Annotated in this window: 21 protein-coding genes and 1 tRNA gene; 9 read left to right on the top strand and 13 right to left on the bottom strand. The window is 69.0% G+C overall.

What is annotated here, in order from left to right:
* Positions 1-3: 3 nt before the first annotated feature.
* The 10 genes from NS283_RS07810 to NS283_RS07770 all read right to left on the bottom strand — a co-directional run bounded on the left by NS283_RS07810 (position 4) and on the right by NS283_RS07770 (position 9619).
* Positions 4-1800 (bottom strand): asparagine synthase-related protein, encoded by a 1797-nt coding sequence (locus tag NS283_RS07810; protein WP_058596298.1) that lies wholly within the window; start codon positions 1798-1800, stop codon positions 4-6.
* Between the two features lie 77 nt (positions 1801-1877).
* Positions 1878-1988, bottom strand: coding sequence for a lasso RiPP family leader peptide-containing protein (locus NS283_RS18620; protein ID WP_119863578.1), 111 nt, complete (start codon positions 1986-1988; stop codon positions 1878-1880).
* Positions 1989-1993: 5 nt separating this feature from the next.
* Entirely contained in the window at positions 1994-3613 is a 1620-nt protein-coding gene (locus tag NS283_RS07805; protein WP_058596297.1) for a sporulation-delaying protein SdpB family protein, read from the bottom strand.
* 67 nt (positions 3614-3680) lie between these two features.
* Positions 3681-4307 (bottom strand): hypothetical protein, encoded by a 627-nt coding sequence (locus NS283_RS07800; protein ID WP_058596296.1) that lies wholly within the window; start codon positions 4305-4307, stop codon positions 3681-3683.
* Positions 4308-4697: 390 nt separating this feature from the next.
* A complete protein-coding gene (locus NS283_RS07795) occupies positions 4698-5069 on the bottom strand; it encodes an SdpI family protein (RefSeq protein WP_058596295.1) in 372 nt (123 codons plus the stop codon).
* 108 nt (positions 5070-5177) lie between these two features.
* A complete protein-coding gene (locus NS283_RS07790; protein ID WP_206542545.1) occupies positions 5178-5843 on the bottom strand; it encodes a response regulator transcription factor in 666 nt (221 codons plus the stop codon).
* Entirely contained in the window at positions 5840-7012 is a 1173-nt protein-coding gene (locus tag NS283_RS07785) for a sensor histidine kinase (protein WP_058596293.1), read from the bottom strand. Before NS283_RS07785 ends, NS283_RS07790 begins: the two co-directional genes overlap by 4 nt.
* Before the next feature lie 60 nt (positions 7013-7072).
* Entirely contained in the window at positions 7073-7774 is a 702-nt protein-coding gene (locus NS283_RS07780) for a hypothetical protein (RefSeq protein ID WP_153003302.1), read from the bottom strand.
* Positions 7775-7884: 110 nt separating this feature from the next.
* Positions 7885-8685, bottom strand: coding sequence for an ABC transporter permease (locus NS283_RS07775; RefSeq protein WP_058596291.1), 801 nt, complete (start codon positions 8683-8685; stop codon positions 7885-7887).
* Positions 8686-8695: 10 nt separating this feature from the next.
* The gene (locus NS283_RS07770; RefSeq protein ID WP_058596290.1) at positions 8696-9619 is read right to left on the bottom strand and encodes an ATP-binding cassette domain-containing protein; all 924 of its coding nucleotides are present in this window, start codon (positions 9617-9619) and stop codon (positions 8696-8698) included.
* 369 nt (positions 9620-9988) lie between these two features.
* On the opposite strand from NS283_RS07770, the gene NS283_RS18870 reads away from it, so the two are divergent.
* Positions 9989-10252, top strand: coding sequence for a DUF2087 domain-containing protein (locus tag NS283_RS18870; RefSeq protein ID WP_193752646.1), 264 nt, complete (start codon positions 9989-9991; stop codon positions 10250-10252).
* 61 nt (positions 10253-10313) lie between these two features.
* Here NS283_RS18870 and leuS read toward each other — a convergent pair whose 3' ends face one another.
* Complete coding sequence (gene leuS / locus NS283_RS07760; RefSeq protein WP_153003301.1) at positions 10314-12887, bottom strand: leucine--tRNA ligase; 2574 nt, start codon at positions 12885-12887, stop codon at positions 10314-10316.
* Positions 12888-12952: 65 nt separating this feature from the next.
* Entirely contained in the window at positions 12953-14191 is a 1239-nt protein-coding gene (locus NS283_RS07755) for an anthranilate synthase component I family protein (RefSeq protein ID WP_241492208.1), read from the bottom strand.
* Positions 14192-14233: 42 nt separating this feature from the next.
* Between NS283_RS07755 and NS283_RS07750 the strand changes: the two genes are divergently transcribed.
* From NS283_RS07750 to NS283_RS07730, 5 genes are all read left to right on the top strand, one after another.
* The gene (locus NS283_RS07750) at positions 14234-14914 is read left to right on the top strand and encodes a DedA family protein (RefSeq protein WP_058596287.1); all 681 of its coding nucleotides are present in this window, start codon (positions 14234-14236) and stop codon (positions 14912-14914) included.
* 5 nt (positions 14915-14919) lie between these two features.
* Entirely contained in the window at positions 14920-15951 is a 1032-nt protein-coding gene (locus tag NS283_RS07745; protein ID WP_058596286.1) for an App1 family protein, read from the top strand.
* An 82-nt stretch (positions 15952-16033) separates the two neighbouring features.
* Positions 16034-16744: an SOS response-associated peptidase gene (locus tag NS283_RS07740; protein WP_058596285.1), complete on the top strand. Its 711-nt coding sequence runs from the start codon at positions 16034-16036 to the stop codon at positions 16742-16744.
* On the top strand, positions 16741-17646 hold the full coding sequence (locus tag NS283_RS07735; RefSeq protein ID WP_058596284.1) for a hypothetical protein: 906 nt from the start codon (positions 16741-16743) through the stop codon (positions 17644-17646). The genes NS283_RS07740 and NS283_RS07735 overlap by 4 nt, the downstream gene beginning before the upstream one ends.
* A 43-nt stretch (positions 17647-17689) precedes the next feature.
* Positions 17690-17762 (top strand) — tRNA-Ala (locus tag NS283_RS07730).
* Between the two features lie 212 nt (positions 17763-17974).
* Here the strand turns inward: NS283_RS07730 and NS283_RS07725 are convergent.
* A complete protein-coding gene (locus NS283_RS07725; protein ID WP_058596283.1) occupies positions 17975-19363 on the bottom strand; it encodes an MFS transporter in 1389 nt (462 codons plus the stop codon).
* A 195-nt stretch (positions 19364-19558) separates the two neighbouring features.
* On the opposite strand from NS283_RS07725, the gene NS283_RS07720 reads away from it, so the two are divergent.
* Genes NS283_RS07720 through NS283_RS07710 form a run of 3 tightly spaced genes read left to right on the top strand, consistent with a single transcriptional unit; the run spans position 19559 to position 22526 of the window.
* A complete protein-coding gene (locus NS283_RS07720) occupies positions 19559-20215 on the top strand; it encodes a response regulator transcription factor (protein ID WP_058596282.1) in 657 nt (218 codons plus the stop codon).
* Positions 20212-21600, top strand: coding sequence for a sensor histidine kinase (locus tag NS283_RS07715; protein WP_058596281.1), 1389 nt, complete (start codon positions 20212-20214; stop codon positions 21598-21600). Before NS283_RS07720 ends, NS283_RS07715 begins: the two co-directional genes overlap by 4 nt.
* Positions 21597-22526 carry a TAXI family TRAP transporter solute-binding subunit gene (locus NS283_RS07710; protein ID WP_058596280.1) on the top strand — a complete coding sequence of 310 codons (930 nt, stop codon included), beginning with the start codon at positions 21597-21599 and terminating at the stop codon, positions 22524-22526. The genes NS283_RS07715 and NS283_RS07710 overlap by 4 nt, the downstream gene beginning before the upstream one ends.
* The last annotated feature ends 16 nt before the right edge of the window (positions 22527-22542 follow it).

Below are 22542 nucleotides of genomic sequence, written 5' to 3'. Positions count from 1 at the left end.
TGCTCACCTTTCGTTCACGAGTGTCATCCGATCCGCGGCCTGAAGCCAACGCTCCGCGGCCAGGAGGAATTCGAACGGGAAGAAGTGTTGCGCTTGGGGTTGCATGCTCTGCAGATACGTTTTCAGGCGCTCGACGTCGACCAGTCCGCGTCGGCCGAGGCGGAAGTCGTCGGCCTGGGCCGCGATGGATCTGCGGTGCTCGTTGAACGCGGTGTAGATCAACGAGATGTAATCGCCTTTCGACCGTCGGTCGAGAAAGAGATCGGGGACGACGCCCGCGGCGGCCGCGGCGAGGCCGGGCTTGAAGCGACGGGTGTTCAGACGATCGACCAGGCGCACCTGGAGCGCGAGTTCGATGACCGCGTCATCGAGGAAAGGCGCTTCGTAGCGGACGCCGACCTCACGCGTCTGTTCATCGAGGGCGCGGTGGATCTGACCGTTGCGTGTGATCATTCCGTACGCGACGGCGTCGCTGGCGAATGCGGCATCGAGTTGTGCATCCGCGGTGTTCTCGAGGATCAGATCCTGGACCGCCGACAGCGCGGTGTCCGTGGCCCACGGGGACAGCGAGAACACGACGTCCCACGCGGGTGAGGGCCGCTCGAACTCCGTCATGCCCAACGAAGCGGTCTCCCGCACGAGCCACGAACGTGGATCGTCCCTGTTGAGCGCGGCGCGAACCGTCTTCGCCAGGGGCCAGCGGTGAAGCGTCGCCATCCCCCGGATCGCCCCGTAGAGCGCCGCGGGTGCCTCGCGTCGCAGGCCGGGGAGGACGGATTCGTCCGGGTAGAAGAGCTCGTCTCCTCCGGAGCCGGCGAGGTGGATCGTGCAGCCGTGCTCGCTGAGACGCTCGGCCATCGCGCGGTGCATTCCCTCCGTGCGGATGGACGGTTCGGGCTCCGCCGCGAACCGCTCGTTCGTGACGTGCCATCCGGCGAACCAGCGCGGGAACTCGTCGTGCGACACGCGGATGTGCCGGCTGCGAAGCGCCCGGGCCGCGGCATCCGCCCACTCGGCGTCGTCGTTCATCTCGACGCTGATGCCGAGGTGCATGGTCGTCAGCTCGCTCGCGTGTTCTCGCGCGAAGAACGCGAGGGAGGTCGAATCCATCCCTCCGGAGAGGTCCGTGCTCAGGGTGGATCTGGCGTGTCGAGCCCGCGCCTCGATGGCGGCGTGAAGCGCCGCGGCCAGAGCCGGCGTGACCTCGTCCTGTGGCACGTGGCGTCGAGGGAGAGCCCACCGTTCGCTCACGTGAAGGGGACCCGTCGTATCCGCACACAGTTGATGGGTCGGCAGCACGTTCTCGATTCCCTGCCAGTAGCTCGCGTCGCCGAGGGGCCAGGGTGCGCGCGGAGCGATGAGGGCGAGCGGCACGCGCTCCTCGCGGAGACGCGGGCGGAACATCTCAATCAGCAGCGCGAGGGAATTGGAGGCGAGCGGGGCGTCCGGGTCGGTGGAGAAGGACAGGCGCCGGAAACTCGACAGCGTCCCGAAAGCCCGCGTGGTTCCGGCGGACGTGGAGACGAGGGTGAAGAACGCCCCGGCGATGCTGCGGTGAATCGTCGTGAAGTCCGGCTCTCGGCCGCCGGCGTCGAGCCACGAGCGGAGCTCCTCATCGCTGCTACCAACGGTGCCGAGAAGAACGACTCGGTAATCCTTGTTCGAGGCCTGGACGATCTCTGCGTCGTCCCAGTCGCCGACGATCCACGGGCGTCCGGAGATATGCGGAACATACTTCGGCAACGCCGCGGAGGGGGCGGGCGCGATGACCTCTCGGTCGGGATAGAGCAGGAAGCGCATGGTGTCGACTCAGATCTGTGGAAGGGAGGGTGGGAGCGGCCACGAGGCGACCGCTCCCACCCGGGATCAGCGGCGGGTCAGAGCCACCAGCCGAGGACGTCGGTCCAGTAGCCCTGGGACGTGAAGGCGGTGTCCTTGCGGAAGTCGCCCACGACGAGCACCTGAGGCTTCTCGTAGGTTTCGGTCATCTGTCTCACCTCCTCCCCTGCTCGGGAACCACCGCGCGTTGCGGGGAGGGGATGCCGTCGGCGCCCTCGTCGGCGACCGGGACGGTGGCGGGGATGCCGGAGAGCGAGGGCGAACCGCCGTCGGGCCTGAGCCTGCGCCTCAGCGCCGACAGGACAGCGGGGACGTGGTGGGGACCGCTGCCACGCGGTGTCGCGGGCAGACAGGCGACGGCGACGGCGCCGATCATCACGAGAGCGAACGTCCAGAGTCCGATGGTGACGATGATCCCGACATGGAAGACGATCACGGCGGCCAGCGCCACGCGACGGAGCCTGTCTGTTCCGCACAGGATGATCACACCGACGGCGATCTCGAGCGCGATCGACCCCCAGGCCACAGCGAACGCGAAAGACGGCACCGACATCACGGCGACCCCGAGATCGCGCACCCAGCCGGCGGCGCCGAACATGTTGTCGCGGAGGACGTAGTACTCCGCGGTGCCCGAGAGCCAGTCGGAACTGGCGAACTTGCCCACACCGGAGTGCAGGTATATGCCCGCGACCTGGAGGCGCACGGCCCACAGCGCCGCATACGCGACACCGCGCGCCGACGGGCTGAGGGACGATCTCGGCCGCGTCCAATGCCACCAACGGTCGTCGGTCAGGCACATCGGAACGAGCAGCAGCGTGACGACCTTGGCGGCCAGTTCTCCCCCGTCAGGCAGGGCGATGCTGCCGGCGATCGAGAAGGTCACCCAGGCGTGCAGGATTCCGGTCGCGCGGGGAAGGAACCCGGATGCCACGACGACCAGGAGGATCAGCATGATCGCGTGTCTCGTCGAAGGGGCGAGGACATCGCCTTCGAGGCAGTACGCGCTGATCGCCTTCACGCCATCGCAGTACGGAGCGGCGGGCTGATCCCCCACGGGCACGAGAAGCGCACGCGGGTCGGTGAAGGCCAGGAGCACGATCTGGCCCGAGGCGAGAACGGTGCGCGCGGCGCCGAACCAGAGGCGACGGTGATCGAACGTCGACAGCGTGGAGAGCAGGCTCATGATCCTCCTCCGTTCGCGGGGCAGACGACATCGACCGGCGCGACCTTGTCGACGATCTGCTCGTCGGCCGAGGGGAAGGTGCGGTAGCTCCAGGGACTCTGCCGTTCCTGCGTGAGGATCACCGACCCGCAGAGCGTCGGCAGGGGGGCTCGTGTTGACGAGCTCGATCGGCTCGGCATCGAGATCCATGGCGCAGGAGATTCGCAAGGTCGAGCATTCCCGCCACTGCGTCACGGCGTTGGCCAGGTTCGCGAGCTCCGGTCCCTGTGCCCGCTGGTTCCGGGTGAGACCCCACGCATTCTCGATGCGCGTCTGCGGAGTCGTCAACAGACTGACCGGCGCGGAGCCCGACACCGTCGTGTACGCGCCGAACTGAGTCCCCTGGAGGTCCTTCGTGAAGAAGTTCCACCCCTGCGAGACGAACGCGCTGTAGTTGTTGCGGAAGTCCTGTCCCATACCGAGCGAGATCGTGGTCGGCGGGACCGCGACCAGCACCGACACGAACAGGACGGGGAGCATCACGGCAAGCGTGAGGACGAACGCCACGATGGAACCGCGACCGGCGACGATGTCGTCGACAGAGTCGTCCATGGGCATGCCTCCTTTCAGGGGAGGGGTGCCCGCCCGCGCACGGCGGCGTGGGCGGGCACCGTCGGGGTCACGGCGCGATGGTCGACGCGATCGCCGCTGATGCCTCTTGGCGGGTGAGCCGGTCGTCCGAGGCGAGCGTCGCCGACGGCGTGCTCGGCCCGACGTAGGCCACGATGCGTGTCGACACCACGGCGACGACGAGAGCCACGGCGAGGGCGAGAGGCCAGACCAGGCAGTAGGCGGTAGCCGAGCCGTCGTCGCCCGATCCGACCGTCCAGTCGTCCGAGCTCTTGACGTACTCGATCATCGAGTCGTTGTAGACGGTGAGCGCAGCTTCCACAGCGACCGGGTCGCCGCTCTGCAGCGGCTCCGTCACCTGAGCGTGAAACGCCGGATTGATCTGCGTCACCCCGGCGACGATCTCGTCCACCAGTTCCGCGGGCGGTGCCTCGGCGGCGACGCCGTCATAGCCGAGCTCGGCGATCAGACCCGGGTGCTCGGCATCGATGGTGCCGGCGCCGAAGGCCAGGAATTCGACGACCTCGCGATCGGTGTAGTCACCGGTGGCGACGTTCGCGGCCGCTGACACCGACCCGTCTCGGCTCGAGCTGTCCGCCGAAGCGGCCGTCGTCCCGGCCAGGACAAGGGCTCCGGCGGTGATCGCGACCAGCAGTGGTTTGCCTCTGTTCTTCATGAATGCTCACTTTCCTTGCGAATGATCTGTGTCTCGTGTCGTACGCCGGCCGGCGGGCGTGGCGTCAGAACCACCAGCCCAGGAGGTCGGGCCAGCCGCCGCGACTGGTCAACGCCGTGTCGCGGCGGAAGTCGGCGACGAGCACTGCACAAGGCGCCTCGTAGATGTCGTCCATGGATAATCACCTCCCCCAGGTGATGCGTCGATGGTCAGAACTCGAGACCGTTGCAAGGCTGCGTCGTCGCTCGTCACGAGCGCGCGCGGCACCGCGATCACGCTCGGTGATCCCCCGTCACGAAGCGTGGTCCGCGGCGAGCGATCACGCGCGCGGGTTCTCGAGATGATGAGACCGCGGAGCCGCCGCGGTCAGAAGCGGATGAGACGTCGATCTCAGGCCGAGCTGCGCGTCCGCTTGTAGTTCCTCCCCGCTCGATGCGCGGGAACGATCCCCAGAACCGTCCACAGCAGCAGCCACCCCAGCCCCGCCCCGAAGAACGCCGGCGCGATGCTGCTGAGGCCGAGAAGCGTGAGCACAAGAGCCATGACGGCGGCGGCGCTCGCCCCGATGCCGCCGACCGCGGCGAAAGGAGCGGGAGCGCGATTGACCGTCGTCCACGCATCCTTGTCGGACAGCGTCAGCGGCGTCCGATACCCGAAGAGCCAGTTCTGCGGCAGCGTGCCTCGCCAGGAAGCACGAGCCCACCAGAGCGACAGCAGTCCTGCGACCAGCACCAGTAGGGACGCGACAACGATCCCGATCATCTTCACATCCCTTACGGCCGGCGGCGACTCTTCTGTGAGGAACGTATTGCCGGACGGGGCCGGGCAACCACCAACCACGAGTTGAATCTCAGCCGCCAACGCGGGGGGTCACTCCCCCGTGATCTTCAGACGGTGCGCGAGGATGACGGCATGGACACGGTCGCGAAGCTTGAGCTTGCTGAAGATCTTGTTGATGTGGCTCTTCACTGTGGCCGGTGACAAGAACAGCCGTTCGCTGATCTCCGCGTTCGTCATCCCCGTCGCCATCGCCAGGAACACATCCTGTTCGCGCGGGCTGAGGACCGAGAGCTCGGCGGGCATGCCGATCGGACGAGATGCCGCCTGTCCGTCATCCGATCTCAGGGCACGATGGATCAACTTCTGGGTGATGTGAGGTTCGACCACCGCATCGCCGCGATGCACGGTCCGGATGGCATCGATCAGGCGTTCAGGGGCAGCACTCTTGAGGAGGAAGGCGCTCGCGCCGGACTCGAGGGCTCCGAACGCGTACTGATCCAGGTCGAACGAGGTCAGGACGACGATTCGCGTCGTCGGGCTGGCCGAGGTGATGGCGTGGGTGGCGCTGATGCCGCCCATTCCCGGCATCCGGACGTCCATCAGGACGACATCGGGGCGCAGGGTCTGGGCGAGGGCGACCCCCTGCTCCCCGGTCGCGGCCTCTCCGATCACGTGAAGGTCCGCCGCGCTCTCGACGACGAGCGAGTTGCCGAGTCGTGCGAGTGCCTGGTCATCGACGATGAGCACGTCGATCATCGGGACTTCTCCGTTCGCAGGGTCGTGCGCACCGCCCATCCGCCGGGGGTCCGCGGGCCATAGACGCAGGTGCCGCCGAACGACGCCGCTCGCTCCGAGACACCGATGAGACCGCGCCCCGTGCCGATGCTTCCGGCGCCGGTCGAACGGCCGTCGTCTTCGACATCGATCGCGACGATACCCGTCCGAGCGGAGCACTCGATCGTGACGAGCACGAACGTCGCCCCCTGCGCGTAGCGGAGCACGTTCGTGAGGCATTCCTGCACGATGCGGTGGACCGCGGCCCTGAGCATCGTGCTCTCCGGAAGGGCATCGCCGCGCTGTCGCAGGTGCACGGGCATCCCCGCGGCGTGGAAGACCTCGACCATGCTGCCGATGTCGGGGAGGTCGTATCCGGAGTGATGGAGCGCATCGTCGAGCTGGTCGTCGGAGTCGCGCAGTACGCGGAGAGTCCGCTGCATGTCGTCGAGCGCCGTCGCCCCGACCTCGCCCAGGTGGGCGAGTGCCTGACGCGAGCGTTCGGGGTCCGTGTCCCACGCCAAACGCGCCCCGTTCGCCAGAGAGATCATCACCGTCAGGGCGTGTCCGACCACGTCATGCATCTCGGCCGTGATCCTCGTGCGTTCCGTCGCCCGAGCGCTGTCGATCTTCTGCTGCAGGAGGGCTTCCTGCGCGCGGCGGCGTTGCAGGGTGTTCTGCACCACGATCCCCGCCGCGCAAGCGAGGACGACGTACGGATCGACGACGCTCGTGCCCACCCCGATCGCGGGAATGATGTCGTCGGTCGCGGTGACCGCGACACCCAGCATGATCTTGACCGTCGTCCCCAGCAGCGGCACTCCGACGGCCAGCAGGTAGCCGAGCGCCGCGCGTCCGGTCGTCGACCGCCGTGCGACGGTGTAAACCGCCAGGCAGAGGGCCAACGTGAAGGATTGCCCCTCACCGATCGCCGCGAGCACGGCCACGACGGCGAGAACCGTCCACGGCACCCGCTGTCGTGCGCAGAGCGTCACGGCGGCGAGGAGGAGAAGGCCGACCGTGAGGGCGGGCGAGGAGCCTTCCACGAGGATGCTGATGAGTCCCGGGAGGATGGCCACGACCGCGAGGACGACGTCCACGAGGCCGCGGAGCCGGTGAGGCCCGGGGACGCTCGCGTCGACGTCGATCATCGCGAGCCCCTCTCTTCAGGTGTCTGGGCAGTCTACTCAGCGGCCCCCTCGGGCAGCGGGTCACGCATCGGCGAATCGATACCGCAGACCCGCACCGACGACCGCGAGGACGGCCCACGCGAGCATCACGAGGAAGCCCGTCGTGCTGTCGAGCCCGCCGGGGTTCTCCGCCGCGGAGAGGGCCGTACGTCCGGCGATCGTGGGGAAGTACCCGGAGATCCGACTCCCGAGCTCTCCCCCGAACGAGGCGATCACCGAGGGGACGATCGTGAAGAGCGCGAGCGGCACGAGGAGAGCGACGATGAGGTTGCCGGCGACGACCGCGATGGCGAGACTTATCGCGGCGATGAGACCCAGATACGCCCCCGACGAGATCGCCCCCCGGAAGACGTCGGCCGGGTCCGCCGCGTAAGCCACACCCGTCCCCGACAGCAGCAGATGAGGCAGCAGCTGACCGGCCGTCGCCCCCACGACCCCGATGCCGAAGGACACGAGCCCCACGACGATCACCTTCGCTCCGAGAACGGGCAGCCGGGTCGGAACGGCCAGGAAGGAGGCTCCGATCCTGCCGCCGCTCTCGCCGGTGGCGGCCAGCACCGCGATCACCGCGATGAGCAGTTGCAGCCAGAGGACGCTGTCGAGGTAGGCGACGGCGTCCACGGACGAGATGCGCATCCGCGGATCGGGGCTCTCCGCCCGCTGCCCCAGGGAGACCGACAGGAGCACGGCGTTGAGGGGGACGAACAGGATCGCCAGAGTCACGAGGATCCGGTTCGATCGGAGCGACCAGAACTTGATGCTCTCGGCGCGGATGCTCGATCCGAACGGTCTGGTCCTCCGATGCACAGTCGGGCGAGAGGGGGCCGCCGTCGTCATGCGTCGGTCCTCCTGGTCACGAGAGCGGCGGCGCCGAGGAGCACGCCGGCCCACGCGCAGGCGATGAGGACTCCGAACCACGGCGCGATGAACCCGGCGGGCACGTGCTCCTGCAGGATCATCAGGCCGGCGGTGGACGGCAGGTATCCCGCGGCATCCCGGATGCTCTCGACCGGCGCCGCACCGACCAGCAGCGGCAAGACGTTGAGCAGGACGAGGCCGGCGATGATCGCCCCCACGGTGCTGCGCAGCAGCGCACCGATCGCGAGTCCCGTCACACCGATCGCGGCCAGATAGATCGCCGCCCCCGCGATCAGCTGGGCCGCGTAGGTGCCCGTGATCTCGAAGGGAAGCCCCGCGCTGCGCGCCACCGCTGCTGCCGCGAGCAATGCCGTCGTCGCCCCCGCTGAGCCGACCACGAGTGAGAGGGCGCCCACGAGGACGGCCTTGCTCGCCAGGACACGCAGCCGGCGAGGTTCCGCCAGGTAGCTGGGCTGCACGGTCTGGTGCGCGAATTCGGTGGTCGCGAAGACCGCGGCGACGAGGACGATGACCAGTTGCGCGCCCTGAATACCGGTCAGCGCTGTTCCCGCTCCCGCCGAAATGGTCGGCGTCGCGGCGTCCCGCTGCAGGATCCGCGCGAGAGCCGTGAGGATGCCGAACCCGCCCAGGACCGCGTAGGCCATCACGAAGGCCCAGACGAAGCTCGGCAGCGTGGCCAGCTTGATCGCCTCCGCGCGGAGGACGCGAGGGAACGTGACCGGGGCTACCCAGGTCGCGCGCTTCGCGCTGGTCATGGTCGCCGTCTCAGACACGGTGCGGCTCCCCCGCCTGCTGCGGCGCGTACTCGACGGCTCCGCGGGTGAGGTCGTTGTATGCATCCTCCAGCGTCCTCGTGAGCTGTCCCATCTCGTAGACCACGATCCGTTCGCGCGCGGCGATCTCGGCGATCTGCTCGACGGGGAGCCCGTCGATCTCGAGCCGGTCCGGCGCGGGCATCGTCGCTGCGACGCCGGGTCCCGCCACGAGCTCCGCGAGCCGTGCCGCCTCCGCCGTGCGGACGCGGACGGTGGGAGATGTCTGGATGAGCGCGGTCAAGGGGGCGTCGGCGATGATCCGGCCCTGCCCGATGACGACGATGTGTTCCGCGATGAGCGAGAGCTCCCCCAGGAGGTGCGAGGAGAGGAAGACCGTGCGTCCCTCCGCGGCGAAACCACGAAGCAGCTCGCGGATCCATGTCACGCCGTCCGGATCGAGACCGTTGACCGGCTCGTCGAGGATCAGCGTGTGGGGGTCGCCGAGGAGCGCGGCGGCGATACCGAGCCGCTGGGCCATTCCCAGCGAGAACCCCCCGACCCGCTTGCGCGCGACCGTCGTGAGCCCCGCGATGTCGAGCACTTCGTCGATCCGTGCCCGCCGGATGCCGTGGGTGGCCGCGATCCATCGAAGGTGGTCGACGGCGCGCCGTGAGCGGTGCGCGGCCTTCGCATCGAGCAGAGTGCCGACCTCGTGCAAAGGCGCCTTCAGCTCCGCGTACCTCCGGCCGTCGATCAACGCCTCCCCGGACGTCGGGAAGTCCAGACCGACGATCGAGCGCAGGGTCGTCGACTTCCCCGCGCCGTTGGGCCCGAGGAATCCGGTGACCTTTCCGGGCGCGATCTCGAACGAGACGTTCTTCACCGCGAAGGTCTTCCCGTATCGCTTGCTGAGGTTCTTCACCGAAAGGGTCATGACGCCCGCCGCCTTTCCGTCGGTTGTGCAGCTTGGTCCCGACGCTACGTTTCGGGTGGAGGGGCGCTCTACCAACCGGGGGTGGAATACGGCGCAGGGATTTCACGGGTCGTCGTTCCACGAGGAGACTCGATCCCATGCATCAGAACGCCTGGCGCGCGATCCTCGCCGCTCTCGCCGATGACCGCGCGCGCGAGATCTATGCCCGCATCGTCCTCGCTCAGCCGATCGACGAGGCCCTCGCCACGATCCCCCCGAAGAAGGCGCAGCGCATCACCGAGTCGCTCACGGCGGCGGGGCTCGTCTCCGCCACCGCAGAGGGGCTCGTCGCCGTCCCGGACGTGTTCGCCCGGGCCCTGGCATCCGCGAGTGGCCCCCGCTCGGCGCGAGGGCGTGGATCGCTTCTTGGAGGACGGCCGCGTCGTCGGCATGCCCGCGCGAGCGACCGACCGGCAAGCGCTCCTGGAGCATCTCGCGACCCGCGTGCTCGCGCCCGGCGACACCGTCTCCGAGGCCGAGATCAACGCGCGGCTCGCCGGGGTGACGGACGACGTCGCCGGCCTTCGCCGCGCTTTCGTCGACCACGGTCTTCTCGTGCGTACGGCCGACGGCTCGGTCTATTCCCGCGCCTGATACGCCGGATGCCCCGCCCCTCCCGCTCTGCTGAGCGCTCGGGACGCGGCATCCGCGGGTCCTACTTCGTCGAGAAGCTGACCACCTTCGGCGGCCGCACGACCGCGCGCACGATCTCGCGCTCACCGAGGGCGCGGCGGACCTTCTCGTCCGCTCGCGCGAGCTTCTCCAGCTCGTCGGCGCCGATCTTGGCTGAGACCTCAAGGGTGCCGCGCACCTTGCCGTCGATCTGCACCACGGCGGTGACGCTGTCTTCGACGAGCAGCGTCGGGTCGGCCTGGCGCCAGGTGACCAGGCCAACGAAGCCGTCGTAGCCGAGCGTCTGCCACATCTCTTCCGCGGTGTGCGGGGCGAAGAGGTCGAGGGTCATCGCGATGACCTCGGCGGCCTCTCGCACGGCGGGGTCGCTCGTGCCGGCGGAGCCGTCGATCGCCTTGCGGGTCGCGTTGACCAGTTCCATCAGGCGCGCGACGACGACGTTGAACTTCGTCTGCTCGATGAGGTTGGGCGCTTCCGCCAGCAGGCGGTGCGTCACGCGGCGCAGGGCCTGGTCGCCCTCGGCCCACACGACGTCCTTCTCGCTGTCGACGTCGTGCGCGATGCGCAGCGCGCGGGCGAGGAACTTCGCTGCTCCCGTGGTCGAGACGTCATTCCAGTCCTTGTCGTCCTCCACGGGACCGGCGAAGGCCAGCGCCACGCGCAGGGCGTCGGCGCCGTGGGCGTCGAGCTCCTCCTGGAAGAGCACCAGGTTGCCCTTGCTCTTCGACATCTTGGCGCCGTCGAGGATGACCATGCCCTGGTTGATGAGGCTCGAGAACGGCTCGGTGAACTCCACCAGGCCCATGTCGAACAGCGCCTTGGTGATGAATCGCGCGTACAGCAGGTGCAGGATCGCGTGCTCGACACCGCCGATGTAGAAATCGACCGGGCCCCACTTCGACGCCTCGCGACCCGAGAAGGGCTGCGTCTCGTCGCCCGGCGACAGGAACCGCAGGTAGTACCAGGAGCTGTCGACGAACGTGTCCATCGTGTCGGGGTCGCGCAGCAGCGTCTGGCCCGTCTCGGGGTCGGTCACCTGCACCCACTCGGTGGCAGCGCCCAGCGGCGAGGTGCCCTTGGGCTTGAGGTCGAGCCCCTCCACCGACGGCAGGACGACCGGCAGCTGATCGGCGGGCACGGGCGTGATCGAACCGTCCTCTCCGTGCAGCATCGGGATGGGCGTGCCCCAGTAGCGCTGACGTGAGATCAGCCAGTCACGCAGGCGATAGGTCTTGGCGGCGCGGCCGACGCCCTTGGCCTCGAGCTCCTCGATGACGCGGGCGATCGCGTTGCGCTTCGACAGCCCGTTCAGAGAACCGGAGTTGATCATGCGGCCGTCACCGGTGAGCGCGATCCCGGTCTTGACGGGATCGGTCTCTTCGATGTCGCCGAGCGGGTCGATCGGCACCCCCTCGTCGTCGAGTTCGATCACGGGGATCGCGCCGGTGACCGGGGCATTCGTGTCCACGACGACCTTGACGGGCAGATCGAAGGCGCGGGCGAAGTCGAGGTCGCGCTGGTCGTGCGCGGGTACGGCCATGACCGCGCCGTGACCGTAGTCGGCCAGCACGTAGTCGGCGGCCCAGATCGGCAGCTTCTCGCCGTTGATCGGGTTGATCGCGTAGTGACCGAGGAAGACGCCGGTCTTCGGACGGTCGGTCGCCTGACGCTCGATGTCGGTCGCGCGCTGCACCTGGGTGAGGTACGCCTCGAACGTCTCGCGCACGCCCTGATCCGCGGATGCCGCGAGTTCGGCCGCGAGGTCGGACTCGGGCGCCACGACGAAGAAGGTCGCGCCGTGCAGCGTGTCGGGGCGGGTCGAGAAGACAGTGATCTTCTCGTCACGACCCTCGATCTCGAAGGTGATGTCGGCACCGACGGAGCGGCCGATCCAGTTGCGCTGCATCTGGATCACCTTGCTCGGCCAGAAGCCCTCGAGCTGGTTCAGGTCGTCGAGCAGGCGGTCGGCGTAGTCGGTGATGCGCAGGAACCACTGCGTCAGCTTCTTCTTCACCACGACGGCGCCGCTGCGCTCGGAGGTGCCGTCGGGCAGCACCTGCTCGTTCGCGAGCACGGTCTGATCCACCGGGTCCCAGTTGACCAGCGCGTCCTTGCGGTACGCGAGGCCCTTCTCGTACAGCTTCTGGAACAGCCACTGGTTCCAGCGGTAGTACTCGGGGTCGCTCGTGTGCAGCACGCGGCTCCAGTCGAACGAGACGCCGTAGTCCTTCAGGCTCTCCTTCTGCTGCGCGATGTTCGCGTACGTCCACTCGACGGGGTCGGCCCCGCGTTTGATGGCGGCGTTCTCGGCGGGCAGGCCGAACGAGTCCCAGCCGATGGGGTTGAGCACGTTGTAGCCGCGGTGGCGCCAGAATCGCGCCACGATGTCGGAGTAGAGGTAGTTCTCGGCGTGCCCCATGTGGAGGTCGCCGGAGGGGTACGGGAACATCGCGAGCACGTACTTGCGTGGGCGCTTGTCGTCGTCGCCACCGGCGCGGAACGGATCCTTGTCCGCCCACGCGCGCTGCCACTTCGCCTGGATCGCGTGGGCGTCGAAGGCGCCCTCGCCGGGCACGGGTGTGGTGTTCTCAGACACGGGTGAAGCCAATCGTGAGGTCGGGAGGCCCGAGGGCCAGCGTCCAGGTTATCGGACCCGGCCCGTCACCATCCCGGCGGCACCTGGGCGCCGAGCGCGGCGAGCGGGGCGCGCGCCTTGATTCCCACCTCGGCCACTTCGGATGCCGCGACCGAGCGCCACGTGATGCCTCCGCCGGCGCCGACGTGGGCGGCATCCGCCTCGACGACGATGCTGCGGATGACCATCGCGAGATCCGCGGACCCGTCGTCTCCGATCCATCCGAACGTCCCGGAGTAGATGCCCCGGGGCGCGCCCTCGAGGCGCTCGAGGATCGTCATCGCCGAGGCCTTCGGTGCACCGGTCATGCTGCCGGCGGGGAAGGCGGCATCGAGGAGCGCACCGAGCGTCGTTCCGGGACGCAGCCGCCCCGAGACCTCGCTGACGAGCTGATGCACGTGCGGATACGACTCGACCTCGAGCAGCCGGTCGACCCCGACGCTCGACGGCACGCAGACGCGCGAGAGGTCGTTGCGCATCAGATCGACGATCATGACGTTCTCGGCCTGCTCTTTGGCATCCGTCCGCAGCTCCGCAGCGAGCGCTTCGTCGACGACGGGATCGGTGGCGCGCGGGCGCGTGCCCTTGATGGGGTGCGTGTGCACGGCCCCTCCGCGCACCTCGAGGAAGCGCTCGGGTGACGCGCTCACGAGGGCGGTGTCGCCGATCCGCACGAAGCCGCCGTGGTGCGACGACGACGTCGCGCGGAGGCGCCGGAACACATCGAGGGCGAGAAATCGGCCCGGAACGGTGAATCGGGTCGTGAGACACAGCTGATAGGCGTCCCCCTCGCGGATGTGCTCGCGGCACACCCCGATGAGTCCGGCGTACTCGTCGGCTTCATGGCGACCGGATGCCACCCCTCGCGGTTCCGCGGGAGCCACGGCAGCGACCGGCCCGACGGCGAGCGCCCGCTCGGCGAGGTCGGCCAGGGCCTTGGCATCCGTCCCGACCGCCCACACGCGCCGCTTCTCGTGATCGAACGCGAGCGCGGCGTCGACGCGGATCCACGCGGGGTCGCCGTCGTACGGGATCCAGCCGACCCATCCGCCGTGAAATGCGCCGCGGGAATCGTTCGACGCGATGACGTGAAGGGGGTCGTTCGCGCTCTCCCGGTGCCCCGCCCCCATCCAGCTCCAGCCGGTCTCGGCATCCACACCGCCGTCGAGCCAGAACGCCGCGGGTTCGGCGGCCCAGAGGCTCGTGAAGACCGTCTCCGGGTCCATCCAGCACGGGAGGGCGAGCGGAGGGGCGGAACGCGGCACGCTCCCAGGCTAGGCCTCGGCGTCGCCTCTAAGCTGACGGAGGTGAACGAGATCCTCACGTGGTTGCTCGACGTCGTGCAGAACGTCGACCCCGTGCTGCGCACGATTCTCGCCGGTGTCGCGGTCATGCTCGAGACGAGCGTGCTGGTCGGTTTGATCGTGCCCGGAGACACGATGGTCATCGTCGCCGGGACGGCGATCGCCTCACCTCTCGAGGGCGTCATCCTCGCCTCGGCCGTGGTCGTCGGCGCTCTGCTCGGCGAGAGCGGCGGGTTCTGGCTCGGCCGTTATTTCGGCCCGCGCATCCGCGCGTCGAAGCTCGGCCAGAAGCTCGGTGAACGCAACTGGGAGCGCGCGGATCGCTACCTGCGGCGGCGGGGCGGGCCGGCGATCTTCCTCTCGCGGTTCCTCCCGGTGCTGCACTCCCTCGTCCCCCTGACCGTCGGGATGAGCGGGTACAGCTACCGACGTTTCCTCGCGTGGACGGCCCCGGCGTGTGCGATCTGGTCGGCTCTCTACATCTCTGTCGCGGCGACGGCGGCGGGCACGTATCGCGAGCTCGCGGACCGCATCCATTACGCCGGCTATGTCTTCGTCGGCATCCTCGTCGTGTTCCTCGTGCTGGTGTTCGTGGGCAAGAAGGTCATCGAGCGGATCGAGCGTCGTCATCTCGCCGACGATGTGCACCCCCTCGAACCGGTGGACGGTGACGTGAAAGACTGAGGCGGATGCCTCGTTCCCCCCGCGCCAAAGTGCTCTGGTTCGCCCGACTGGAGCGCCGCTTCCATCGGTGGCGCGAGAAGCGCGCCCGCGCGCGCGGACTGCGTCCCGCCGTCACCGGCTTTCCGGGGTACGGCACCGAGGAATGGATCCGCGTCCTGGGCCGCGTGCTCATCGCTCCTCCCCTCAAGCGCACGTCGACGGGCGAGTTCGCGAGCCTCCGGGGCTGGCGTAGCTTCGCGGCCGTCCCGGTGGGCATGGCGAGAGTCAGCGTCGTCATCGACGGCGTCACGCACGAGGTGTCGGCCGACCGCGGCGGGGTCATCGACGCGCGGCTGCCCGCGACGCTCGCGCCGGGATGGCAGACCATCACGATGTCGGTGGAGGGGAGCCAGCCCGCCGAGACCCGCGTCTTCATCGTCGGCTCCGACGTGCGGTTCGGCGTCGTGAGCGACATCGACGACACGGTCATGGTCACGGCGCTCCCCCGCCCGCTCCTCGCCGCCTGGAACTCGTTCGTGCTCGACGAGCACGCGCGCCAGCCCGTACCGGGCATGGCCGTGATGCTGGAGCGGCTCACGCGCGAGCACCCCGGCACCCCCGTGATCTATCTCTCCACCGGAGCCTGGAACGTCGCCCCGACGCTCACGCGCTTCATGCGCCGACACCTGTTCCCCGCGGGGTCGTTCCTGCTGACCGATTGGGGGCCGACGCACGACCGCTGGTTCCGCAGCGGCCGCGATCACAAAGAGCAGAACCTCCGCCGACTCGCGAGCGAGTTTCCCCGCGTCAAGTGGCTGCTGGTGGGTGACGACGGTCAGCACGACGACGCGATCTACACGCAGTTCGCGATCGACCATCCGCAGAACGTCGCCGCCGTGGCGATCCGTCGGCTCCTTCCCGCTGAAGCCGTGCTCGCCGGTGGACGGACGGTCGTCGACGACCACTCGGCATCCGAAGTGCCCTGGGTCACGGGGTCGGACGGGGCTGCCCTGCTCGACCGGCTCGAGAGCACCGGAGTCATCGCGTCGGACGCGTGACGGCGGACGCCTGACGGCGGATGGCTGATCGCGGATGCCATGCGCCCGGCCCGATGTCGGAGGGGGCGCGTACGGTGGAAGCATGTGCGGTCGATTCGTCGTGGCCAATGTGGCGTCGGAGCTGGTGGGTGTCCTGCGCGTAGATGTCGAGGGCGATGAACTGCCTCCGCCCTCCTACAACATCGCGCCGACGTCGTCGGTGGCGATCGTGCTCGACTCGGTGAAGACCGAGCCCCCGGTACGTCGGCTGGAGGTCGCGCGGTGGGGACTCGTCCCCGGGTGGGCAAAAGACGTCAAGATCGGCGCCCGCGCTTTCAACGCGCGATCCGAAGAGATCGAAGACAAGCCGATGTTCCGCAACGCCCTCATCAAGAGGCGCGCAGTGATCCCGGCATCCGGGTACTACGAGTGGAAGACGACCGACGAGGGCAAGACGCCGCACTACATCCACCCCGCCGACGGTTCGCCCCTCTTCTTCGCGGGCCTCTACGAGTGGTGGAAAGACCCCGCGCGTGCCGACGACGATCCGGCTCGGTGGGTGCTCAGCTGCACGATCCTCACCCGCGACTCGATCGGCCGACTGGGCTCGATCCACGACCGGATGCCCCTGTTCATGGACCCCGACTTCGCCGACGCGTGGCTCGACCCGACGACCGAGAACGTGGGCGACATCCTCGACGCGGCGATCGACGCGGCCCCCGACGTCGCCGAGACGCTCGACGACCATGTCGTGTCGCCGGCCGTGGGCAACGTTCGCAACGACTCCGCCGCCCTCATCGAGCCGGTCGAATGACCGCGCTGCTCGTCGACACGGTCCTCGGTCGTGACGAATGGACGGCGGAGGCCGAGGCGCACGCGGCTCGCGCCGATGCCCTGACGGCGGAGCACCGCGCGCGGGCGAGCCGCGCGCAGAAGCATCCCGTCGAGGACTTCCTCTTCACCTACTACTCGTACAAGCCGGCGATCCTCCGGCGGTGGCACCCGGGCCCTGGGGTGGTGCTCGACGACGCCGACGAGCGCGCCGGCTGGCGCTGGTACCGCCGCGAGGGCAGCGGGGTGCGGGTGGATGCCGAGGCCTTCCGGACCGAGCGCGGATCGCTGTACCGCGGCATCGTGAACCTCCTCCGCGCGACGCTGCACCGGCCCGCGCAGTTCGGCTGCTTCGGCCTTCACGAGTGGGCGATGGCGTACCGCGTCGACGAGGTGCGCCACGACGTCCCGTTGCGACTGGGGAGGGACGGGACGGATGCCGTCGTCGACGCGCACGACCTCCGCTGCAGCCACTTCGACGCCTTCCGCTTCTTCACGCCCGACGCCGTGCCGCGCAACCGCGAGCCACTGTCGCGCGAGACCCAGACGGATCGCGAACAGCCCGGCTGTCTGCACGCGGGAATGGACGTGTACAAGTGGGCCGTGAAGCTCGGCCCCCTCGTTCCCGGTCGCCTCCTCCTCGACGCTTTCGAACTGGCGCGCGACATCCGGACGCTCGACATGGAGGCATCCCCGTACGACCTCCGCGACTGGGGGTACTCCCCCGTCGCCATCGAGACGGCGGAGGGTAAGGCGCAGTACGTTGCCCGTCAGCGCGCCCTGAGCGACCGTGCGCAGGGTCTGCGACGCGCTGTGCTGACGTCCGTCGGAGCCACCGACGACACGCCCGGCGGCGCCGATTTCTTGCCACTCGATCGCGTGTAGTAAGCTCATGGAGTTGCCTCAAACGGGGCAGAAAACAAAAAACGGGCCTGTGGCGCAGCTGGTAGCGCACCTGCATGGCATGCAGGGGGTCAGGGGTTCGAGTCCCCTCAGGTCCACCCAGAGAAAGCCTCCGCCTCGGCGGGGGCTTTTTTCGTTCCGTCGGACTGTGGGATCGCGGTGTTCGATCGGATCGCCGTCGCGCGTCGGTGGCCCGCTCGCACCGTGGGGCTCCTTCTCGACGCGTCGGGCACGAGCACCCGGGGCACCGCCGTGACGGGGCAGATGGGGATCCGGATGCCGTGAGCCTCGGCATCCGGATCCGTTCGGGTCAGCGCGATGCGACCGATTCCCGGCTCCGCGCCTCTCGCGCGTCCCGCATCAGCACCTCGTCGTCGAGCCAGTTCGGTGCCTTGTTGCGCAGCGCGAAGATGTACACCGCCAGCGAGGCAGCGATGATGACCGTCACGTACACGATGAACAGCGGCACCTGCGCGGTGCTCTGGGCGCCCGCGTAGAGCAGCGGCGCCGTACCGCCGAACAACGAGTTGGCGAGGGCGTAACCGAGACCGACGCCGAGGGCGCGCACGTGCGTCGGGAAGAGCTGAGCCTTCACGAGGGCGTTGATCGAGGTGTAGCCGGTGAGGATCACGAAGCCGCCGAAGAGGATCGCGAAGGCCGTGAACTCGTTCGTCTGCTGCGGCAGCATCGTGATGAGGAACCACGTGTACAGCACTCCCCCGACGCCGAAGAAGACCAGCAGCGTCTTGCGTCCCACCTTGTCGCTGAGCCAGCCGCCGAGAGGCTGCATGAGCATGAGCGCGGTGAGGGCGACGAGGTTGATGATGGTCCCGGCGATGACGTCGCCGCCCGAGAACGCCGTCTTGACGATGTTCGGTCCCGTCACCGAGTACGTGTAGAACGCGACGGTGCCGCCGGCGGTCACCGCGAAGCAGAGCAGCAGCGGGCGCCAGTTGTTCACGAAGAGGTCGCGGAGCGAACCCGACTCCTTGGTCTTGCCCGACTTGGTGTTCTCGATCACGCTCTTCTCGAGCGACTCGTCCATCGTGCGCCGCATCCAGAAGACCGCGACCGCGGCGACGCCGCCGATGGCGAAGGCGACGCGCCAGCCCCACGCCGAGATCGCATCCTCGTCGAGGGTGAGCACCATGATGAGGAGCGTCGTCTGCGCCAGCACGTGACCGCCGACGAGGGTGACGTAGTGGAACGACGACAGGAAGCCACGACGGCCGGGCATCGCCGCCTCGGACATGTACGTGGCGCTGGTCCCGTACTCGCCGCCCGTGGCGAAACCCTGCACGAGACGCGCGAAGACGAGGATCACCACGGCGCCCACGCCGATCATCTCCGCCGTCGGCGCGAACGCGATCACCAGGGAGCAGAACGCCATCAGCGAGACGGAGACCGTGAGCGACAGCCGCCGTCCGTAGCGGTCGGCGAATCGACCGAAGAACCACGAGCCGATCGGCCGCATGAGGAACGTGACGGCGAAGATCGCCCACACGTAGATCGTGGAGTTCTTGTCGTCGGCGCTGAAGAACTGCGATTCGAAATACACCGCGAAGACGGAGTAGACGTAGACGTCGTACCACTCCACGAGGTTCCCGGCTGAGCCCTTCAGCGTGTTCGAGATCGAGCGTCGAAGACTCGTGGGGATCGTCGTGGTGGTCGCCGCGGGGGCGGATGTCGTCGTTGACATGGGAATCCGATCGGTCGAGGGACGGAACGCCGCCTCGTGGGCCGTCGGCCGAGGGTCCGGTGCTCGGCGGCGACGACGAGGCGTATCCGACATCGTGGTCGCTCGCGCCCAGCGTGATCGAGATCCTTACACCGGCCTTACATTCGGTGTCCGCCCTGCGTTCCTCTCGCGCCGGCGATGCCTACGATGAACCCCATGCACATACTCGTCGCCGAGGATGACGGCTCCGTCGCCGCCGCTCTCGTCGCCGCGCTGCAACGAGCGGGGCACACGTGCACCCGGGTCGCGCGTGGCAGCGACGTGCTGCTTCGGCACCGCGACGCACAGGTCGTGCTCCTCGACCTGGGGCTCGAGGACATGGACGGGCTCGACGTCCTCCGCGCGTTGCGCGCCGTGAGCGAGGTCCCCGTCATCGTCGTCACGGCACGCGGCGACGAGCGTTCCACGGTGCGGGCTCTCGCTCTCGGCGCCGACGACTACCTCGTGAAGCCCGTTCGCCTGCACGAGCTGCTCGCGCGTCTGCTCGCGGTCACTCGGCGCTACAGGCCCGCGGAGGAACCCACCCGCGTGCGAGCGGGGTCGATCGACATCGATGTCGACGCCCGTACGGTCCGCGCGGGAGACCGCGACGTCGCTCTCACACCGAACGAGTTCGGCATCCTGTTCGCGCTCGCCCGGCGGGCGGGGCAGGTGGTGACACGCCCGCAGATCCTCGATGAGGTGTGGGGCGACGGGTACTCGACGTCGTCGCGATCGTTCGACGTGCACCTCGGTCAGGTTCGACAGAAGGTTCCCGAGGTCACGATCACGACCATCCGCGGGGTCGGCTACCGACTCGAGGATGCCGGGTGAAGCTGCGCGTCCTCCTCCCCTTGCTCGTCTTCGGGCTCATCGCCGTGATCGCGGTGTTGATCCCGACGGCCCAGTCCATCGCCGACTCGCGGACGCAGCAGCTCGCGTTGCAGCGCACCGCCGCGCTCGACCAGGTCGTGCAGCGCGCCCGCACCGCCCTCGTGCAGGGCGACGCCGAGAGCCTCGAAACGTACCTGCAGCGCTTTCACGCCGTGTACACCGAATCCGTGCTCGTCCTCGACGAGAGCGGAGAGGTCGTCGCCTCGGCGGGATCGCTCACGCGCGACGATCAGGTCGACGCTGTCGCGACGGCCGCGTCACGCGCGATCCCGCAGCTGACCCTGCCGCGCGTCACTCCGTGGGGACCCTCATCCGCTCTCGTCGCCGTGCCTGTCATCGCCGCGGGCGACCTCTCGACGGGGGTGGTGGTGCTCTCGGTCGATCTCCGCGGCGCCCAACGCGATGTCGCGCAGGCGTGGGCGATCGTCGCGGTCATCGGGGTCGTCCTGCTCGGCACCCTGATGGTGGCCTCGCTGCTCTGGACGCGCTGGATCCTCCGCCCCGTCCGCGCTCTCGACACCGCGGTCGCCGACGTCACCGCTCATCGCGATCCCGCGCCGCTTCGCCCCTCGGGTCCGCCCGAGCTCCGCAGACTCAGCCGCGCGTTCGCGGCCATGGCGCACGAGGTCGAGAACAGCCTCGAGCAGCAGCGGGGGTTCGTGGCCGATGCCTCCCACCAACTGCGGACGCCCCTCGCGGCGATCCGTCTCCGCGTCGACGGTCTCCCCCGCGACGGGGAGGCAGGTGACGACCTTGTCGCCGTCGACGAGGACCTCGACCGTCTCGAGCACACGGTCGAGCGAATGCTTACCCTCGCGAACGCGGAGCACCGTGCATCGGCGCAGACGCAGGGCCACGACGTGGGCCGTGCTGAGGGTGCGGAGCGCGAGTGCGTCGTCACGGCCGCGGACCTGGTCGAGCGGCACCGCGAGCTTCTGCGGAAGGCGGGCGTGCGACTCGAGGTCGTGTCCGGCGCCGAGGTGACGGTGCCCTGCGGGCGTGCCGACCTCGACGAGATGCTCGACGTCCTCCTCGACAACGCCTCGAAGTACGCGGGACCGGGGTCGCACGTGCGCGTGGCGCTCGTCGCCGAGACCGAAGGTCCCGTGCTGACGGTCGAAGACTCCGGCGAGCATCTCGACGATGACGATCTGTCCCGCATGGGCACGCGGTTCTGGCGTGCAGGACGGGACTCTTCGCGCACCGGTACCGGGCTGGGCCTCGCGATCGTGGTGCAGCTTCTGCGAGCCGCCGGCGGGCGGATGGAACTCGCGCGTTCCCCGCTCGGCGGTCTGTCGGTGCGCCTGGTCTGGAGGCGGACGTGACGGAGGTCAGCCGGCGCGGCTTCCTCTGGGCCGGCGCCGCACTCGGCGCGATCGCTCTCGCCGGCTGCGCCCCGACGGGTATCCCGGTCGTCAGGCTCGGCTGCGGTGAAGCGGGCGGTAGTTACCTCCAGTTCGGGGAGCTGCTGAGGGAGGCAGCCGGGGCCGAGGTGGGGATCACCGCGCTCGCCACGCAGGGGAGCGTCGAGAACCTCGCCCTGCTCGGCGATCAGGAGATCGACCTCGCGCTGGCGCTGGCGGATGCCGCCGCGGAGGCTCCCGGACATGATGCCTTCGTCGCGATCGGACGCGTCTACCAGAACTACCTCCAGTGCGTGGTCCGCGCAGACGACGGCCCCCGCTCGCTCCCGGAGCTCGCCGGACGCGTCGTCTCGCTCGGCGCCCCCGGATCAGGAGCCGCCGCGACGGCGCGTCGGGTTCTGGATGCCGCGGGCCTCGGCCCGGGTGATCGGGGGCCTGTCACCGTCGAGAGATCTTTCCGGGATGCCGTGGCCGACCTCGAACAGGGTCGCATCGACGCCCTCTTCTGGTCGGGGGGAATCCCGACGCCCCAGATCGCCGACCTGGCGGAGCGAACGCCGATCGCCGTCCTCGACATCACCGCGGTGCTGCCCGAGCTGCGTCGCCGCTCCCCCGATGCCTACGTCTCGACGATGATCCCGGCGGGAGTCTACGGTGCGTCGGCACCCGTCCCGGCGATCGGGGTGGCGAATCTTCTCGTCGCTCGTGCGGATCTCGATGACCTCGTGGTCGAGCGGCTCGTCGACGTGCTGATCGACGACGCCGCCGCTCTCGTGCCTCCTGGCGCCCTCGGCATCCAGTACCTGACCCCGGCGAGTCTCATCGACACCCTCCCCCTCGCTCTGCACCCGGCAGCCGAGCGCCGGTACCGCCAGCGATACGGATGACGTCGCGATCGCCCAC

This window comes from Microbacterium testaceum (genome assembly GCF_001476285.1).
Taxonomy (GTDB): Bacteria; Actinomycetota; Actinomycetes; order Actinomycetales; family Microbacteriaceae; genus Microbacterium; species Microbacterium testaceum_B.
This window is presented reverse-complemented; position numbering and strand designations above follow the sequence as displayed.

What these genes read in the sequence shown, in the direction of transcription:
- NS283_RS07735 (WP_058596284.1), top strand. Translation starts at nt 16,741, where the DNA reads ATGACCGCGCTGCTCGTCGACACGGTCCTCGGTCGTGACGAATGGACG.
- NS283_RS07800 (WP_058596296.1), bottom strand. Translation starts at nt 4,307, where the DNA reads ATGAAGAACAGAGGCAAACCACTGCTGGTCGCGATCACCGCCGGAGCC.
- NS283_RS07720 (WP_058596282.1), top strand. Translation starts at nt 19,559, where the DNA reads ATGCACATACTCGTCGCCGAGGATGACGGCTCCGTCGCCGCCGCTCTC.
- NS283_RS07810 (WP_058596298.1), bottom strand. Translation starts at nt 1,800, where the DNA reads ATGCGCTTCCTGCTCTATCCCGACCGAGAGGTCATCGCGCCCGCCCCC.
- NS283_RS07805 (WP_058596297.1), bottom strand. Translation starts at nt 3,613, where the DNA reads ATGGACGACTCTGTCGACGACATCGTCGCCGGTCGCGGTTCCATCGTG.
- NS283_RS07770 (WP_058596290.1), bottom strand. Translation starts at nt 9,619, where the DNA reads ATGACCCTTTCGGTGAAGAACCTCAGCAAGCGATACGGGAAGACCTTC.
- NS283_RS07795 (WP_058596295.1), bottom strand. Translation starts at nt 5,069, where the DNA reads ATGATCGGGATCGTTGTCGCGTCCCTACTGGTGCTGGTCGCAGGACTG.
- NS283_RS07725 (WP_058596283.1), bottom strand. Translation starts at nt 19,363, where the DNA reads ATGTCAACGACGACATCCGCCCCCGCGGCGACCACCACGACGATCCCC.
- NS283_RS07745 (WP_058596286.1), top strand. Translation starts at nt 14,920, where the DNA reads ATGCCTCGTTCCCCCCGCGCCAAAGTGCTCTGGTTCGCCCGACTGGAG.
- NS283_RS07785 (WP_058596293.1), bottom strand. Translation starts at nt 7,012, where the DNA reads ATGATCGACGTCGACGCGAGCGTCCCCGGGCCTCACCGGCTCCGCGGC.
- NS283_RS07790 (WP_206542545.1), bottom strand. Translation starts at nt 5,843, where the DNA reads ATGATCGACGTGCTCATCGTCGATGACCAGGCACTCGCACGACTCGGC.
- NS283_RS18620 (WP_119863578.1), bottom strand. Translation starts at nt 1,988, where the DNA reads ATGACCGAAACCTACGAGAAGCCTCAGGTGCTCGTCGTGGGCGACTTC.
- NS283_RS07775 (WP_058596291.1), bottom strand. Translation starts at nt 8,685, where the DNA reads ATGACCAGCGCGAAGCGCGCGACCTGGGTAGCCCCGGTCACGTTCCCT.
- NS283_RS07740 (WP_058596285.1), top strand. Translation starts at nt 16,034, where the DNA reads ATGTGCGGTCGATTCGTCGTGGCCAATGTGGCGTCGGAGCTGGTGGGT.